Raw genomic sequence first — 12,346 nt, forward strand, 5'->3', positions numbered from 1 at the left:
CGGGAGGCGCTACCGTCGCACGAACACGGCGGGGCTGTCCCCGGACCGTTGATCGGCCGCTCCGACGAACGACCAGTAGTCGCTAGCTTCCGTGCCGAGCAACCGTTCGATCTCCGTTCGAGTGATCAGGTTCGTCCCCGAGTCGACGAGTGCGAAGAACTCCCGCTTCTGCTCGGGTTGGCCCCTGAGCCACTCCCGGGTCGCCTCGTTCGGGTAGTTGAAGATCAGATAGCCGCCGGGTTCGACGTGGTCGTAGAGCGCTTCGATAGCGTCCTCGATCGCCTCGACGAAGTACAGCGTCGCCATGCAGTACACGATATCGAACTCCCGGCCCACGTCGAGGTCGGGCAGCGAGCGAACGCGGAAGGAGATGTTCGACAGGTCGCGTCGATCGGCCACCTCGTGGTCGTCGCGGATTACGTCCTCGGAGATGTCACAGCAGTAAAACTCCATGTCGGGGTGGCGCTCGGCGAGCGCGAACTCGGTGACTGCTGGCCCACAGCCGACCGAGGCGAACGAATCGGGGTCCGCCCCCGTCTCATCGAGAAAGCGGTCGACGTACTCGTCCATCTCCTCCCCGGCGAGATACGCGCACCGCTCGTAGTCGCCGGCCTCGTAGAACTCCCGCCATCGGTCCTCGACCATACCGCTGTCGCAGTACCGCGCGGATAAAGTACCTCACGACGGCCCGAGGACCGAGAGTGTCTTGATCACCTTTTAGGCAACTCTTTATGACTTGTTTAAGGATCAAAACTAAATACGAGACGTTCGACCAGTGAAAACGTATTACGGTGACCGAACACATGGTATCCAGTGACAGCGGAAAGGGGGGCGCGTCGATCCGGACGGACGGACCGGGCTTTCTGACTGACCGCGACGACCTTGCGGCGGTCCGCGAGGAGGCAGTGGCGTTCATCAAGGACACGGTGACGAACGCGGGGGCTCGGGGGGTCGTCGTCGGGTTGAGCGGCGGCGTCGACTCGACGCTGACGGCGAACCTGGCCGTCCAGGCGCTCGGCAGCGACCGCGTACTGGGGCTGGGGCTGCCGGCCCACACCGACGAGGACAACGCCCAGGAGGCCCGGACGATGGCCGAGGGGCTGGGGATCGAGTTCCGCGAGGTCGACCTGCGGCCGCTGCTGGACCTGTTCGAGGACCACGTCGCGCCCGAGGTCGCTCCCGACGGGGGACGGCGGGCGATCGGTAACCTCACCGCGCGCCTGCGGATGTGCGCGCTGTACTACGCGGCCAACGCCCGGTCCTCGCTGGTCTGCGGGACGGCCAACCGCTCGGAGCTACTGCTGGGCTACTTCACGAAGTACGGCGACGGCGGCGCGGACCTGTTCCCGCTCGGCGACCTCTACAAGACGGAGGTGCAGGCGCTGGCCCAGCAGGTGGGCGTCCCGCGGCGGATCGTCGCCAAGGAGCCGACGGCGGACCTGTGGGCCGGACAGACCGACGCCGAGGACCTGGGGGCGCGCTACTCGGAGATCGACCCGGTCCTCCGCAGAGTCGTCGACCGCAGCGAGCGCGTCGAGGACGCCCTCGACGACCTCGACGTGAGCCCCGAGACCGCCGAGACGGTCGCGCGGATGTACGTCGACTCGCTCCACAAGCGGGCCGTCCCGCCGACACCGGGCATCGACGGCCGCGGGGAGGGGTCGGGCGGTTCGTACCCGCTGCACCTCGCGCCGATGGCCAGCGGGCTGTGACAGCGGTCGCCGTCAGGACTCGCAGGTGACCTCGTTGGCGTCGATGCGTTCAGCGGAGAGCAGCGGCGACCGCGCGAGCAGGTCCCGGGACCGGTCCGCGCTGCCGGGGATCGCCGTCCGGTCCATGTACGGGGGCGTCTCCGGCGTGTAGTCCCGCTGTTCGGTGCCGGTCCCTGCGGCGAACGCGAAGTCTTCGTCGGCGACCGCCACGTCCCAGCCGATACAGGCCCAGCGCTCGGCCTTGCGTGTGGGGTCGTGACGCGGGAACCGCTTCAGGACGACGGCGCGAAAGCGCGTGCCGTCGGGGCGCTCGTACTCGCCGACGACGCCCGTCTCGGCGCCGAGCATCCGCGCGGCCATTGTCCGCGTCTCCGTGAGCGTCCAGCCGCTGCCCGGTTCGGGCAGTACGTCCTCGGCATCGCGGTCCGGCGTCGACGAGGGAGATGCTGTCGTTCTCGACGCCGTCCCCGGCGTCCGCGACACCCTCGGGGTGTCGGTCGGCGCTGGCGACGGTGCGGCGTCGGCGTCCGGTTCGGGCGAGTCCGGCGTCTCACAGCCCGCGACCGCGAGCGGAACCGCGGCACCGATCGCCCGGAGGACCGAACGGCGTGTCAGCGTCACGGGAAGGACGGGTAGGCCCGCCGGTAAATACTTTCTCGCCGACAGTCGAGGCGGACGCTCGACCGGAAACGAAACCCCTTAGCGCGCGAGTCGACCAGTCGGAGGTATGAGCACCATCCGGGTGGCGTGGGGGTCGGCCACCGGCCCGACCGAGATGTCGTCGTTCGACGCGGCGCTGGCCGAGGCGGGCGTCCACAACTACAACCTCGTAGCGCTCTCTTCCGTGATTCCCGCCGAGGCCGGGCTCGAACGCGTCGGCACCGCGCCCGATCTCGGACCGACGGGCGAGGCACTGTACGCCGTCGTCGGCCGGGAGACGCTTCCCCCGGGCGCCGACGGCGCGGCCTGCGCCGGCCTCGGGTGGGTCCGCAGCGAGTCCGGTCGGGGGCTGTTCTACGAGGCCAGCGGCACCGACCCCGAGGCGGTCGCGGAGGCGGTCGAGGCGGGCCTGCGCCGCGGGATGGAACTGCGCGAGTGGAGCTTCCGCGCCGAGCCCGAGGTGGTCGTCGAGTCGACCCCCGCGGACCCGGCCGAGCACGCGACGGCGGTCGTCGTCGCGGCCTACGGCGATAGCGAGTCCTTACTCGACTGAGGGCGGGCGCGGCGGCGCCGCCGGCCGGTCGTCGCCACGATCGATCGTGTGGATCGGCAAGCTGTACGCCTCTCCCAGGGGTTAAGACCCTGGGCCGCTTACGGCCGCGGAAGAGCCCAATGTACGGAAATTCGCCGCTCGGCGACGACGGGTTGGACCCGGAGACGCTCTCGCCCGACCAGCGCCGCCAGCTGGAGCGGGACCTCTCGCGAGTCGCCCAACAGACGCGGAGACTCCTCCCCGAGGAGTTCGTCGTCGGGTCGGACCTGACGGCCGGGTCGGACGGTCCCGAAGCCACCGTCGCCGTCCGCCCGCCGGTCGGCCCCGTCGTCTCCGCGGGCTACACGCCCGAGGAGGCCGACGCGACCATCACCGAAGACGAACAGACCGACCTCGCGCAGGGACTGGCCGCCAGCGCCGCCCTCCAGGTCAAACAGGCGCTGTCGGGCAGTACGAGCCCGACGGCTCGATAGCCCCCCAGAGACGCCCGCGACAGCTGTCGTCCCCTCAGTTCTCCCCGACGCCGGTCGGCGGATTGTAGAACAGCGCGTAGCCGACCGTCCCGCTGGCCGGGACGCTCCCGACGGCCAGTGCGGTCCCCCACGACCACGACAGCACCGCGCCGACGAGCGCCGCGAGCGCGAGGATCGCCGGGATCAGCGCCAGTATCGCGTCGTGGACCGACACCACACCGCGCGCGTCGCTCGCTGCTGGTCGAAACACGTGTCAACGGTCGTGCGTGATGTAATTAAATGTTATTACTGCATGTGCGGCGAGGGTGGCTGTCCCTGGAACACGGGTGAGCAGATGAGCGGGCGAGCGGCGGTGGGCGTCACTTCCCCCAGAAGGGGTCGCGGTTGCGCCGCTTGTCGAGGTACGCGTTGAGCGTCTCGAGTTCGCTGACGGGGATGTCCTCCGAGAGCTCCTGTTCGAGGATCTTCGCGTGTTTCTCGGGGATCTCCGTCCAGAGCTCGTCGCCCTCCTCGATCTGACGGCCGACCGTGGGGCCGTCGATGGAGACGGCCGCGCGCTCGCCGCGCCCGAGTTCGTCGACGTCCTCGCCCTCGTCCTGGATGGTCTTGAGCAACCCGACGCGCTCGGGTTCGCTCCCCTCGAACAGCGCGACGTTGGAGTTCCGGTGGAGCGTCCCCCCCAGCACCTCGACGCCGACGACGGCGGGGTCGGACTGGCGGAAGGTGTGGTCGTCCAGTATCCGGAAGCGGGCGGGCCGGGTGATGTTGTCGAGCACCTGGTCCTGCTGGGCGCGCTCGCGCTCCTCGACGAACTCCTCGTACTCCTCGACCAGCCGGTAGATCACGTCGTGCTCGAAGATTCGCACGTCCTCCTGTTCGGCCAGGTCGCTGGCGTCGTCGAGGGTGTCGACGCCGAACCCGAGGATCGTCCGGTGTTTCTCCTCGCCCGCGGTCTCGGCGACGCGCACGTCGCGGGGGGCGATGTCGCCCACCTCGGCGCGAACGATCGGGATCTCCTCCGCTTCGAGCGTGGTGGCCAGCGCCTCCAGGCTCCCGAGGGTGTCGGCCTTGACGACGACGCCCTCCTCGACGGTCTGGACGGCGATGTCCGCGAGTTCGGCCCGCACGTCCTCGATCACGTCGTCCACGTCGCGGTCGCCGACGACGCGGATGGGCGCGCCGGCCATCGCGTCGTCGAGATCCGGCGCGGCGATCTTGATGCCGTCGGCGGCCGCCACCGAGTCGACCTGTTCGAACTGGCCCTCGGTGCGGATCTCCTCCAGCGGGCGCGGCCGCAACAGGGCGCGCACCTCGGTGACGATGGGGCCCTCGACGCCGCCGACGACGATCTCGTCGTCCGCCCTGATTGTCCCGTCGTAGATGATCGCGTCGACGGTGGCCCCGAAGCCCTGGGTGTCGGTGACCTCCAGCACCGTGCCGGCGGCGGGTCCGCCCACGTCGACGGCCATCTCTTCTTTCATGTAGCGCTGGGAGAGACCCATCATGACCGTCAGCAGGTCGGGGATGCCCTCGCCGGTCTCGGCCGAGACGGGGACGACGCCGATGTTGTTCTGGAAGTCCTGAACGCGCCAGTACATGTCCGCCGAGAAGTCGTTGTCCGACAGATCGCCGATGAGCTCGTAGAGGTTCTCGTTGAGGTCGCGCTCGACGCGGTCGGTCTGGGCGTCGATGGTCCGCTGGGTGGGCGTGTCGGGGTTGGGGTTCCAGCCGGGGGTGGTATCGATCTTGTTGGCGGCGACGATGAAGGGGGTCTGGGTGCGCGCGAGGATGTCCACGGCCTCGAGCGTCTGGGGCTGGAAGCCGTCGTTGACGTCGACGACGAGGATCGCGATGTCGGCGAGCGCGCCGCCCCGCGAGCGCAGCGTCGAGAAGGAGTGGTGGCCGGGCGTGTCGATGAACAGCAGGCCCGGCAGGTCGAAGTCGGTCGGGTCGACGAGCTCGCCGGCGATCTCGGAGATCACGTCGAGGGGGACGGCGGTCGCGCCGATGTGCTGGGTGATCGCGCCGGACTCGCCCTCGGTGACCGCGGAGCCGCGGATCTCGTCGAGCAGGCTGGTCTTGCCGTGGTCGACGTGGCCGAGTACGGCGACTATCGGTGTCCGAAGCGTCGCTTCGGACTCGTCGTCGGTGTCTGTCGGTTGTGAATCTGCCATCCTATCACCACAGAAGGTTCGGTTGTCTCGGATCAGCCCCGCAGGCCGGATAAGTGATCTCATCTGCGCGTGGGCGGCCCGACGAGCGGGCGATAGCCGACCCGACTGTCGGCCCGGCGGTCGGACGGCGGAGCCGGCCCGGCTACTCGGTGACGGTGAACGAACCGGTCATGCCGACGCCCTGGTGGGGAGCGCAGTAGTACTCGTACTCGCCGGCCGCCTCGAAGGTAACGGAGAGCTCGTGGCCCTCGTCGTAGACGTCCCCGTCGCCACCGGCCGTCCCGGAGAACTCCGACCCGCTCGGCGTCGTCTCGGGGCGCACGTTGTGCCCGTTGCTCTCCCAGACCCAGACGACCGTCTCGCCGGTCGATATCTCGAAGGACTCCGGCGCGAAGGCGAGTTCCTCGTCGGCGACCGCGACGACCTGAGCGGCCTGCCTGGGTGTCGCCGTCGGCGTGGGCGTGGCCGTCGGTGTGGGGCTGGCGGTCGGCGTCGGCGTCGCGGCCGAGTCCGGTGTGGCCGTCGGGGTCGGTCCCTCGGTCGGCGTGGGCGAGGCGGTCGCCGTGTCCGTCGCGGGCTCGTCGGTCGCTGTCGGCGACGGCGAAGGCGTCGCGTCGCCGTCGGTCCGGGGGTCCTCGGCGTCCGTCTCTGCGCCGTCGCCCCCGCAACCGGCGACGGCGGCGGCGAGCGCGGTCCCACTGAGTCGGAGCAAGCGGCGGCGGTGCATGGACCCGCTCGGGACCGTCGGGGAATAAACCCCACGGGGCCCGAACCGATCGGGCCCCGGCGGCTGGGCCGGTCGGTCCGCGGCGGCCGATCACCCCGTCACGGTGAACGAGCCGCGCATCCCGAGGTTCCGATAGGGATAGCAGCGGTACTCGTACTCGCCGGCGACCTCGAACGTGTGTGCGAAGGTGTGGCCCTCGTCGTAGGTGGTCTCGTCACCGCCGGCCGTCCCGGTGAACGTCGATCCGCGGGGTCGGGCGGTCGCCTGGACGTTGTGCCCGCTGCTGTGCCAGACCCAGACGACCGTGTCGCCGGCGGCGACCTCGAACACTTCGGGGTCGAACTCGCCCGACCCGTCACCGACGGCGACGACCTGCGCGGCCTCGTCAAGCGCCGGTGTGGCGGTCGCCGTCGGCGTGGCGGTCGGGGTGGCCGTGGCCGTCGGCGTCGGGTCCGGAGTCGGACTCGCCGTTGGCGTCTGCGTCGCGGTCGCCGTCTCCGCCGGCCGCTCCGCCGACCCCGGATCGTCCGGCGTCGCCGTGGTGTCGTCCGATCCCAGCCCACACCCCGGGACGAGCCCCGCGAGCGCGACCGCGCCCGCCCGCAGCAGACGTCTGCGATCCATGGGGACTTCGTTGGACGAGGACCGGCATAACGCCGGTGGTTCCGGCGACTGCGGGCGTCGACGAGAGACGGCGGCCCGACGGACCGCGACGGCGGGCGTCACGCGGTCGTCAGACGCCCCCGTGGCGTTTATGGGGCCTGAATCGGTAGTCGGGGGCATGGCCGAGATACTCGCCGAGAACCTCTCCGGCAAGGCCGTCACCGGGACGGACGGCGCCGAGATGGGGATGCTGTACAACATCACGATGGACCTGGAGACCGGGCGGCTCCGGAACCTCATCATCGAGCCCAACGAGCACCTCGACAACTCGCAGTTCGAGGTCGACGAACAGGGACACCTCCTCGTGCCCGTCGACCGCGTCCAGGCAGTCAAAGACCAGATGATCGTCCAGCGCTAAATGTACGTCCTCGACGCCTCGGCCTTTATCCACGAGTATCACACGACCGAACAGCAGGCCACGATCCCGCTCGTCCGCGAGGAGCTCGAAGACGAGAGCGCCTACCGCTACGACGCCATGGAGGGGTCGGGCATGCACATCCACATCCCCGAGGACGAAACCGTCGAGCGCATCGAACGCGCCGCCCGCGAGACGGGCGACCTGGAGACCCTCTCGGAGACGGACATCCGCCTGGTCGGCGCCGCGTTCGAACTCGACGGCCGGCTGGTCACCGACGACTACGCCATGCAGAACGTCGCCGAGAAGCTGGAGGTGGCGGTCGAACTCATCGCCCGCGAGGGGATCAGCGAGCAACGGGACTGGCGCTTCCAGTGTTCGGGCTGTGGCCGCGAGTTCGACGAGAACCACGACCGCTGTCCGATCTGCGGGAGCGACCTCTCACGGAAGAACCCGGCCTGAGCGGCCGTCGACGCGCCGGTTTCCGACGGATCTGCCCTTCTGCGAGTCCCGCCGCTGGTCGGCCGACTGCGCCCCCACCCACCCGCTACGGTGCGTGCTCTTCGAGATGGTCGAGCCCGGTGTCGACGAGCTGCCGGAGTACTTCCTCCTCGGTGAGGTCGTACTGCCGGGCGATCGCCTCGATCTCCCGGGCGCGGTCGTCGTCACAGACGACCGTGTAGCGGGTCGGCATACACCCCGTGTTTCCCGCCGGACCGCTTAATAACCCGTCAGACGGCCGTCCGACGGGTTTCCCGACTGGCCGAGCCGGACGGTCGGTTCGGCGCGGGCGAGGGGCGTCCTCACCCGACGACGCCGGTGGCCTGGAAGTACTGCAGGAGGAAGCTCATCGTGTTCCAGCAGCCGTGGACGACGATGGGGACGACGATGTTCTCGGTGAGTTCGTACACCGCGCCGAGGACGACCCCCAGCGCGGCGGCGAGCGCGAGCGACGAGACGATACTGCCGTCCGAGCCCAGCAGGGCGAAGTAGTGCATCGCGCCGAAGACGGCGCTGGCCAGCACGACCGCCGGGACGGCGCCGTAGGCCCGTCGAAAGAGCCCCTGGACGATCCCGCGGAAGAGCAGTTCCTCCGCGGGCGCGACGAACAGGAAGGTCACGGGGATCAGGTAGAGGAAGCGGACGGGGTCCCGCTGGCCCTGGGTGATGACCTGGTTGGTCGCCGTGTCGACGCCGGCGGCCTGGACGACCGCCGACAGCGCCGTCGCGATGGCGAACAGGCCGACGAAGCCGGCGACCGTCCAGCCCAGGTCCCGCAGCGACGGGACGGCGGTCCGGAAGAACTGCTCCTCGGAGCGCCACCCGAGGTAGAGACCGATGACGGCGAAGAAGCCGACGAACTGCGTGGCCGTCAGCGCGGCGTAGGCCAGCGGCGGCAGCGTCGCCGTCGACTCGACGTCGAAGCCGAGCGCGCCCAGGACCGACCCGGCGCCGGCCAGCAGGAAGGTTCCGGCGATAAAGGCCAGGACCACCAGCGCTATCGAGTGAAACAGGCTCTCGACGCGAGTCTCCATGTCGGCGACGCGGTAGTACTCCGAACCCATCTGCGTGGCCGCCGGTAGGTCCCCCACGGGTTTGACTGCACCGGTCCCGTCGGCGCCCGGACGGGGCCGCGAGCGGTCGGTCCCGACGGCGCGACCGAGCCGTCAGTCCACGATCAGTTCCGTCTTCTCGGCCACCGCGTCGGCCTCCTCGAAGTCGCCGCCGCCGAGCAGGCCGCGGGCCGCCTTTTTCCCCCACTCGACCGCGGGCTGGTCGAACGTCTCGACGCCGTACAGCTCGCCCGCCAGCACGCAGGCGGCTTCCATGTCGACGAGCAGGCGACCGACGCTCTCGGCGTCCATCGCGTCGATCTCGATCCGGACGGAGGGGCGCTCGGCGGCGGCGAGGCTCGCCTCGGTCGCCTCGAACTCCGCGTCGAGCAGGGCTCCCAGATCCTGCCCGCCGAGGTATTCGAGGTCGGCCACGTCGGTCTCGGGGATCGGGCAGTCGGGGCGTTCGGCGGGGCGGACGACGGTGACGAGCTTGTCCCTCGGTCCCGCCCGATAGAGCTGGAGCTGGGAGTGCTGGTCGGTCGCGCCGAGCGCGCGGGCGGGGGTCTGGCCACCTCCGTCTTTCCCGAGGCTCTCGGCCCACAGCTGGGCGAACCACTCCGCGAACGACTCCAGCCCCTCGACGTAGGGCATCATCGCGTCGACGCTCGCGCCGCGCTCGTCCAGCGCGTAGGCGACCGCGCCGTAGGCGTAGGCCGGACACTCGAAGAGCGACCCCGCGAGCGCGTCGGCCCCCGCGCGACCGCCCGCGAGCAGCCCCTCCAGGTCCACGCCCATCATCGCCGCGGGGACGAGCCCGACCGTCGACAGGGCGGAAAAGCGGCCGGGGACACCCTTCGGCACGTCGAGGGCGGGCAGGCCCTCGGCCTCCGCGAGGTCGCGCAGCGGGCCGGGCTCTCCCGTGGTGACGACCGTCTGCTCGCTCCAGTCGACCCCCGCGGCGTCCATCGCCTCGCGGACGACGAGGAAGTTCGCCAGCGTCTCGGCGGTCGTGCCCGACCGCGAGACGACGTGGACCACCGTTTCGGCCAGCGGGAGGTCGTCGAGCAGCCGGTTCACGTGGGCGGGGTCGACGTTGTCCAGCGCGTAGTGGTCGACCGGGGAATCGCCGGCCAGCGCCTCGGTGATCGTGACCGCGCCCAGCGCCGACCCGCCGATGCCGACGGTGAGGACGGCCTCGGGGTCGAAGCCGGCGACGGCTTCCTCGATCTCGGCGGCGTCGACGCGCTCGGGGAGGTTGAGCGAGGCGTAACCGAACTCGTCGTCGGCCATGCCGCGGGCGATCCGGTCGTGGGCGTCGGCGACGCGCTCGTCGAGGTCGTCGAGGTCGCTCCGGCTGATCCCGGGGTCGGCCTCGCTGGCCAGCGCGTTCCCGATGTCGACGTTCATGTTCGACCGGTCGCTCGGGTGGGGGATAGTCCTTTTCGACGCGGTCGCGCCGTTCGACCACGGTCGCGAGCCCGCTCCGCGCGGTGCGGTCCGAGCGACGCGAGCCCGGACGGCTCCCGACCGGCGAACGGGTGGTTTATTCCCGACCGAGCCGAACCCCCGGAGGATGAGCGACGCCACGGACGAGGTGAGCGCGGACGGGGAGGTCCCTCCGGCGTCCGGCGACGGTTCCGACGCCGCCGAGACGTACAAGGGCCTCCTGACCGCCTACCCCTACGCGTTCAGGGCGAGCGACTCGATGGCGTTCCGGATCTACGCGGGCGTCAGCGCGCTGTTCGGTATCGGGGTCGTCCTGCTGTTCACGTTCGCGGTCGTGACGCTCCTGGGGAGCACCGCCGACGCGGCCGGCGGGTCGTTCACCTTCTCTCGAGCCTTCTTCCTGTTCCTGATGTTCCTGGTGCTCGCGCCGCTGGTTGCGCCGGTGCTGTTCGTCGCCCGTCGGCACCGACGAGTGGGGTCGGAGACCCGATACGACCGACAGATGGCGGCAACCGGATACGGCTTCCTCCTGGCGATGTACGTCGCCCTGGTGATCACGACGCCGGCCGACCTGCAGGAAGACCCGGGCGGCCTCTTCGGCGCGGTCGCCGAGTTCCTCTACGGACTGCCGAACGGAACGGCGGTCGTCCCACCGGTCGCCGCTGCGCTGCTGATCTACCTCACCCACCGACAGTTGCGGTGAGGGCGACGACTCCGCTGTCCGGTGCGGATCGAGCGGCGTCGACGGGGCGAGTCGCCGTCGAAACGGGGAAAAGCCCCGGCCGACTACGCCCGTCCATGAAGACCGGGACGTTCCTCGTCACCGAGGCCGACGCGGAGTCGGCGGTACTGCGCGACGTGAGCGACGGCCAGATCCACACGCTCGGGTCCAATCCCGACCTGGCGGTCGGCGTCGCGATCGAGGGGACGCTCGCGCCGGAGCCGCCGATGGACGTGGTCTGGACCGTCGAGGAGATCGACCGCCAGTTCACCGTCTCCGTCGAGGAACACGACGAGCCGCCCACCGAGCGAGCCCGCGAGACCGCCGCCGCCCAGCCCGTCGGCGAGGTCACCACCCACGAACGGGCGGGCACCGGCGAGGTCCACGTCCTGACCGTCCCCGAGGAGTCGACCGACAGCGCCGTCGCCGACGTGCGCGACGACGAGGCGACCGTCGAACGCGCCGCCCGCCTCGGCGTCGAACGCGTCGAGATCCGCTCGGAACCCGGCGTCGTCAGCGTGCGCTATCTGCCCTGAGAGTCGGATTTCTCCGGCGAAGGCGACGTTCACGGGTAGTATCCGCCAGCGACAAACAGGCAAACATTCAAACAGCAGTCCGACAAACATCCAGACGTGCCGATCGATATCGAGCGGTTCGAACACGAGCGAGATCTCGGGAGCGAAGAGACGCATGCGACCCGAATTCTGCGGTTTCTCGCATCGAACGACGATAAAGCGTTTCGGAGAGGGGAGATCGCGGCGGAGACCGGTATCGACGCCGACACGGTGAGTTCGGTGCTGAATCGGCTAAAGACGCGAGATCTGGTACGCCACAAGCGACCGTACTGGGCGATCGGCGACCCGAAGCGACTCCGAGAGGCGAGCGCGACGAGCGACTCGCTGGCCGCGCTCAACGACCGACTGGGGACCGAAGACATGGACGAGTGGCGTGAGGCCGCAGACCGAGACGGCGAGAGATGACCCTCGAACGTGGCGACGTAGTTACGGTGAGCGATCCGTTCGACGACAACGAGACCCGCCCGTTCGTGATCGTCAACACCGACGACCACCCGTTTCACGGCGAGCAGTACGTCGCCCTGACGCTCACCACTCGCACCTGGTTCGACGGGACGCTCCCGCTCACGGACGACGATTTCGTCGAAGGCGGGGTTCCCGACGACAGTTTCGTCGTCCCGTGGGGCGTCGCATCTCCAGGCGGAGGCGTCATCGGCGAGCGATTCGGCGAGATCCGGTCATCGACTGTCGACGACGCTGTGGACGCACTGACCACGTACCTCCGCTGACGA

At 69.9% G+C, this 12,346-nt stretch carries 18 protein-coding genes; 9 read left to right on the top strand and 9 right to left on the bottom strand.

Annotated features, from left to right (window positions below):
- Positions 1-9: 9 nt before the first annotated feature.
- Positions 10-645, bottom strand: a complete 636-nt coding sequence (locus HZS55_RS05035) for a class I SAM-dependent methyltransferase (RefSeq protein ID WP_179910642.1) — start codon at positions 643-645, stop codon at positions 10-12.
- Between the two features lie 158 nt (positions 646-803).
- Here HZS55_RS05035 and HZS55_RS05040 point away from each other — a divergent pair, with 158 nt between their 5' ends.
- The gene (locus HZS55_RS05040; RefSeq protein WP_179910643.1) at positions 804-1,712 is read left to right on the top strand and encodes an NAD+ synthase; all 909 of its coding nucleotides are present in this window, start codon (positions 804-806) and stop codon (positions 1,710-1,712) included.
- A gap of 12 nt (positions 1,713-1,724) precedes the next feature.
- On the opposite strand, the gene HZS55_RS05045 is transcribed toward HZS55_RS05040, so the two are convergent.
- Positions 1,725-2,333, bottom strand: coding sequence for a hypothetical protein (locus HZS55_RS05045; protein ID WP_179910644.1), 609 nt, complete (start codon positions 2,331-2,333; stop codon positions 1,725-1,727).
- Positions 2,334-2,439: 106 nt separating this feature from the next.
- Here HZS55_RS05045 and HZS55_RS05050 point away from each other — a divergent pair, with 106 nt between their 5' ends.
- On the top strand, positions 2,440-2,925 hold the full coding sequence (locus HZS55_RS05050) for a pyruvoyl-dependent arginine decarboxylase (protein WP_179910645.1): 486 nt from the start codon (positions 2,440-2,442) through the stop codon (positions 2,923-2,925).
- A gap of 119 nt (positions 2,926-3,044) precedes the next feature.
- Positions 3,045-3,398, top strand: a complete 354-nt coding sequence (locus tag HZS55_RS05055) for a DUF5811 family protein (protein ID WP_179910646.1) — start codon at positions 3,045-3,047, stop codon at positions 3,396-3,398.
- 34 nt (positions 3,399-3,432) lie between these two features.
- Here HZS55_RS05055 and HZS55_RS05060 read toward each other — a convergent pair whose 3' ends face one another.
- From HZS55_RS05060 to HZS55_RS05075, 4 genes are all read right to left on the bottom strand, one after another.
- Complete coding sequence (locus HZS55_RS05060; protein WP_179910647.1) at positions 3,433-3,648, bottom strand: hypothetical protein; 216 nt, start codon at positions 3,646-3,648, stop codon at positions 3,433-3,435.
- A 109-nt stretch (positions 3,649-3,757) separates the two neighbouring features.
- Positions 3,758-5,572 carry a translation initiation factor IF-2 gene (infB, locus tag HZS55_RS05065; protein ID WP_179910648.1) on the bottom strand — a complete coding sequence of 605 codons (1,815 nt, stop codon included), beginning with the start codon at positions 5,570-5,572 and terminating at the stop codon, positions 3,758-3,760.
- A gap of 142 nt (positions 5,573-5,714) precedes the next feature.
- On the bottom strand, positions 5,715-6,299 hold the full coding sequence (locus HZS55_RS05070) for a cupredoxin domain-containing protein (RefSeq protein WP_179910649.1): 585 nt from the start codon (positions 6,297-6,299) through the stop codon (positions 5,715-5,717).
- 90 nt (positions 6,300-6,389) lie between these two features.
- Positions 6,390-6,923 carry a plastocyanin/azurin family copper-binding protein gene (locus tag HZS55_RS05075; RefSeq protein WP_179910650.1) on the bottom strand — a complete coding sequence of 178 codons (534 nt, stop codon included), beginning with the start codon at positions 6,921-6,923 and terminating at the stop codon, positions 6,390-6,392.
- 157 nt (positions 6,924-7,080) lie between these two features.
- On the opposite strand from HZS55_RS05075, the gene HZS55_RS05080 reads away from it, so the two are divergent.
- Both HZS55_RS05080 and HZS55_RS05085 read left to right on the top strand, forming a co-directional pair.
- Complete coding sequence (locus HZS55_RS05080; protein WP_179910651.1) at positions 7,081-7,320, top strand: PRC-barrel domain-containing protein; 240 nt, start codon at positions 7,081-7,083, stop codon at positions 7,318-7,320.
- The gene (locus HZS55_RS05085) at positions 7,321-7,779 is read left to right on the top strand and encodes an NOB1 family endonuclease (RefSeq protein ID WP_179910652.1); all 459 of its coding nucleotides are present in this window, start codon (positions 7,321-7,323) and stop codon (positions 7,777-7,779) included.
- A gap of 85 nt (positions 7,780-7,864) precedes the next feature.
- On the opposite strand, the gene HZS55_RS05090 is transcribed toward HZS55_RS05085, so the two are convergent.
- From HZS55_RS05090 to HZS55_RS05100, 3 genes are all read right to left on the bottom strand, one after another.
- Entirely contained in the window at positions 7,865-8,011 is a 147-nt protein-coding gene (locus HZS55_RS05090; RefSeq protein ID WP_179910653.1) for a CopG family transcriptional regulator, read from the bottom strand.
- 109 nt (positions 8,012-8,120) lie between these two features.
- A complete protein-coding gene (locus HZS55_RS05095; RefSeq protein ID WP_179910654.1) occupies positions 8,121-8,909 on the bottom strand; it encodes a CPBP family intramembrane glutamic endopeptidase in 789 nt (262 codons plus the stop codon).
- 75 nt (positions 8,910-8,984) lie between these two features.
- Positions 8,985-10,280: a glucose-6-phosphate isomerase gene (locus HZS55_RS05100; RefSeq protein ID WP_179910655.1), complete on the bottom strand. Its 1,296-nt coding sequence runs from the start codon at positions 10,278-10,280 to the stop codon at positions 8,985-8,987.
- 166 nt (positions 10,281-10,446) lie between these two features.
- Here HZS55_RS05100 and HZS55_RS05105 point away from each other — a divergent pair, with 166 nt between their 5' ends.
- The 4 genes from HZS55_RS05105 to HZS55_RS05120 all read left to right on the top strand — a co-directional run bounded on the left by HZS55_RS05105 (position 10,447) and on the right by HZS55_RS05120 (position 12,343).
- Positions 10,447-11,022, top strand: coding sequence for a hypothetical protein (locus HZS55_RS05105; protein ID WP_246308359.1), 576 nt, complete (start codon positions 10,447-10,449; stop codon positions 11,020-11,022).
- Between the two features lie 95 nt (positions 11,023-11,117).
- Positions 11,118-11,576: a DUF5812 family protein gene (locus HZS55_RS05110; RefSeq protein WP_179910656.1), complete on the top strand. Its 459-nt coding sequence runs from the start codon at positions 11,118-11,120 to the stop codon at positions 11,574-11,576.
- Between the two features lie 96 nt (positions 11,577-11,672).
- Entirely contained in the window at positions 11,673-12,020 is a 348-nt protein-coding gene (locus HZS55_RS05115; RefSeq protein ID WP_179910657.1) for a MarR family transcriptional regulator, read from the top strand.
- Positions 12,017-12,343 (top strand): type II toxin-antitoxin system PemK/MazF family toxin, encoded by a 327-nt coding sequence (locus HZS55_RS05120; RefSeq protein ID WP_179910658.1) that lies wholly within the window; start codon positions 12,017-12,019, stop codon positions 12,341-12,343. The genes HZS55_RS05115 and HZS55_RS05120 overlap by 4 nt, the downstream gene beginning before the upstream one ends.
- Positions 12,344-12,346: the final 3 nt, after the last annotated feature.

The sequence above is a fragment of the Halosimplex rubrum genome, from assembly GCF_013415885.1.
GTDB lineage: Archaea > Halobacteriota > Halobacteria > Halobacteriales > Haloarculaceae > Halosimplex > Halosimplex rubrum.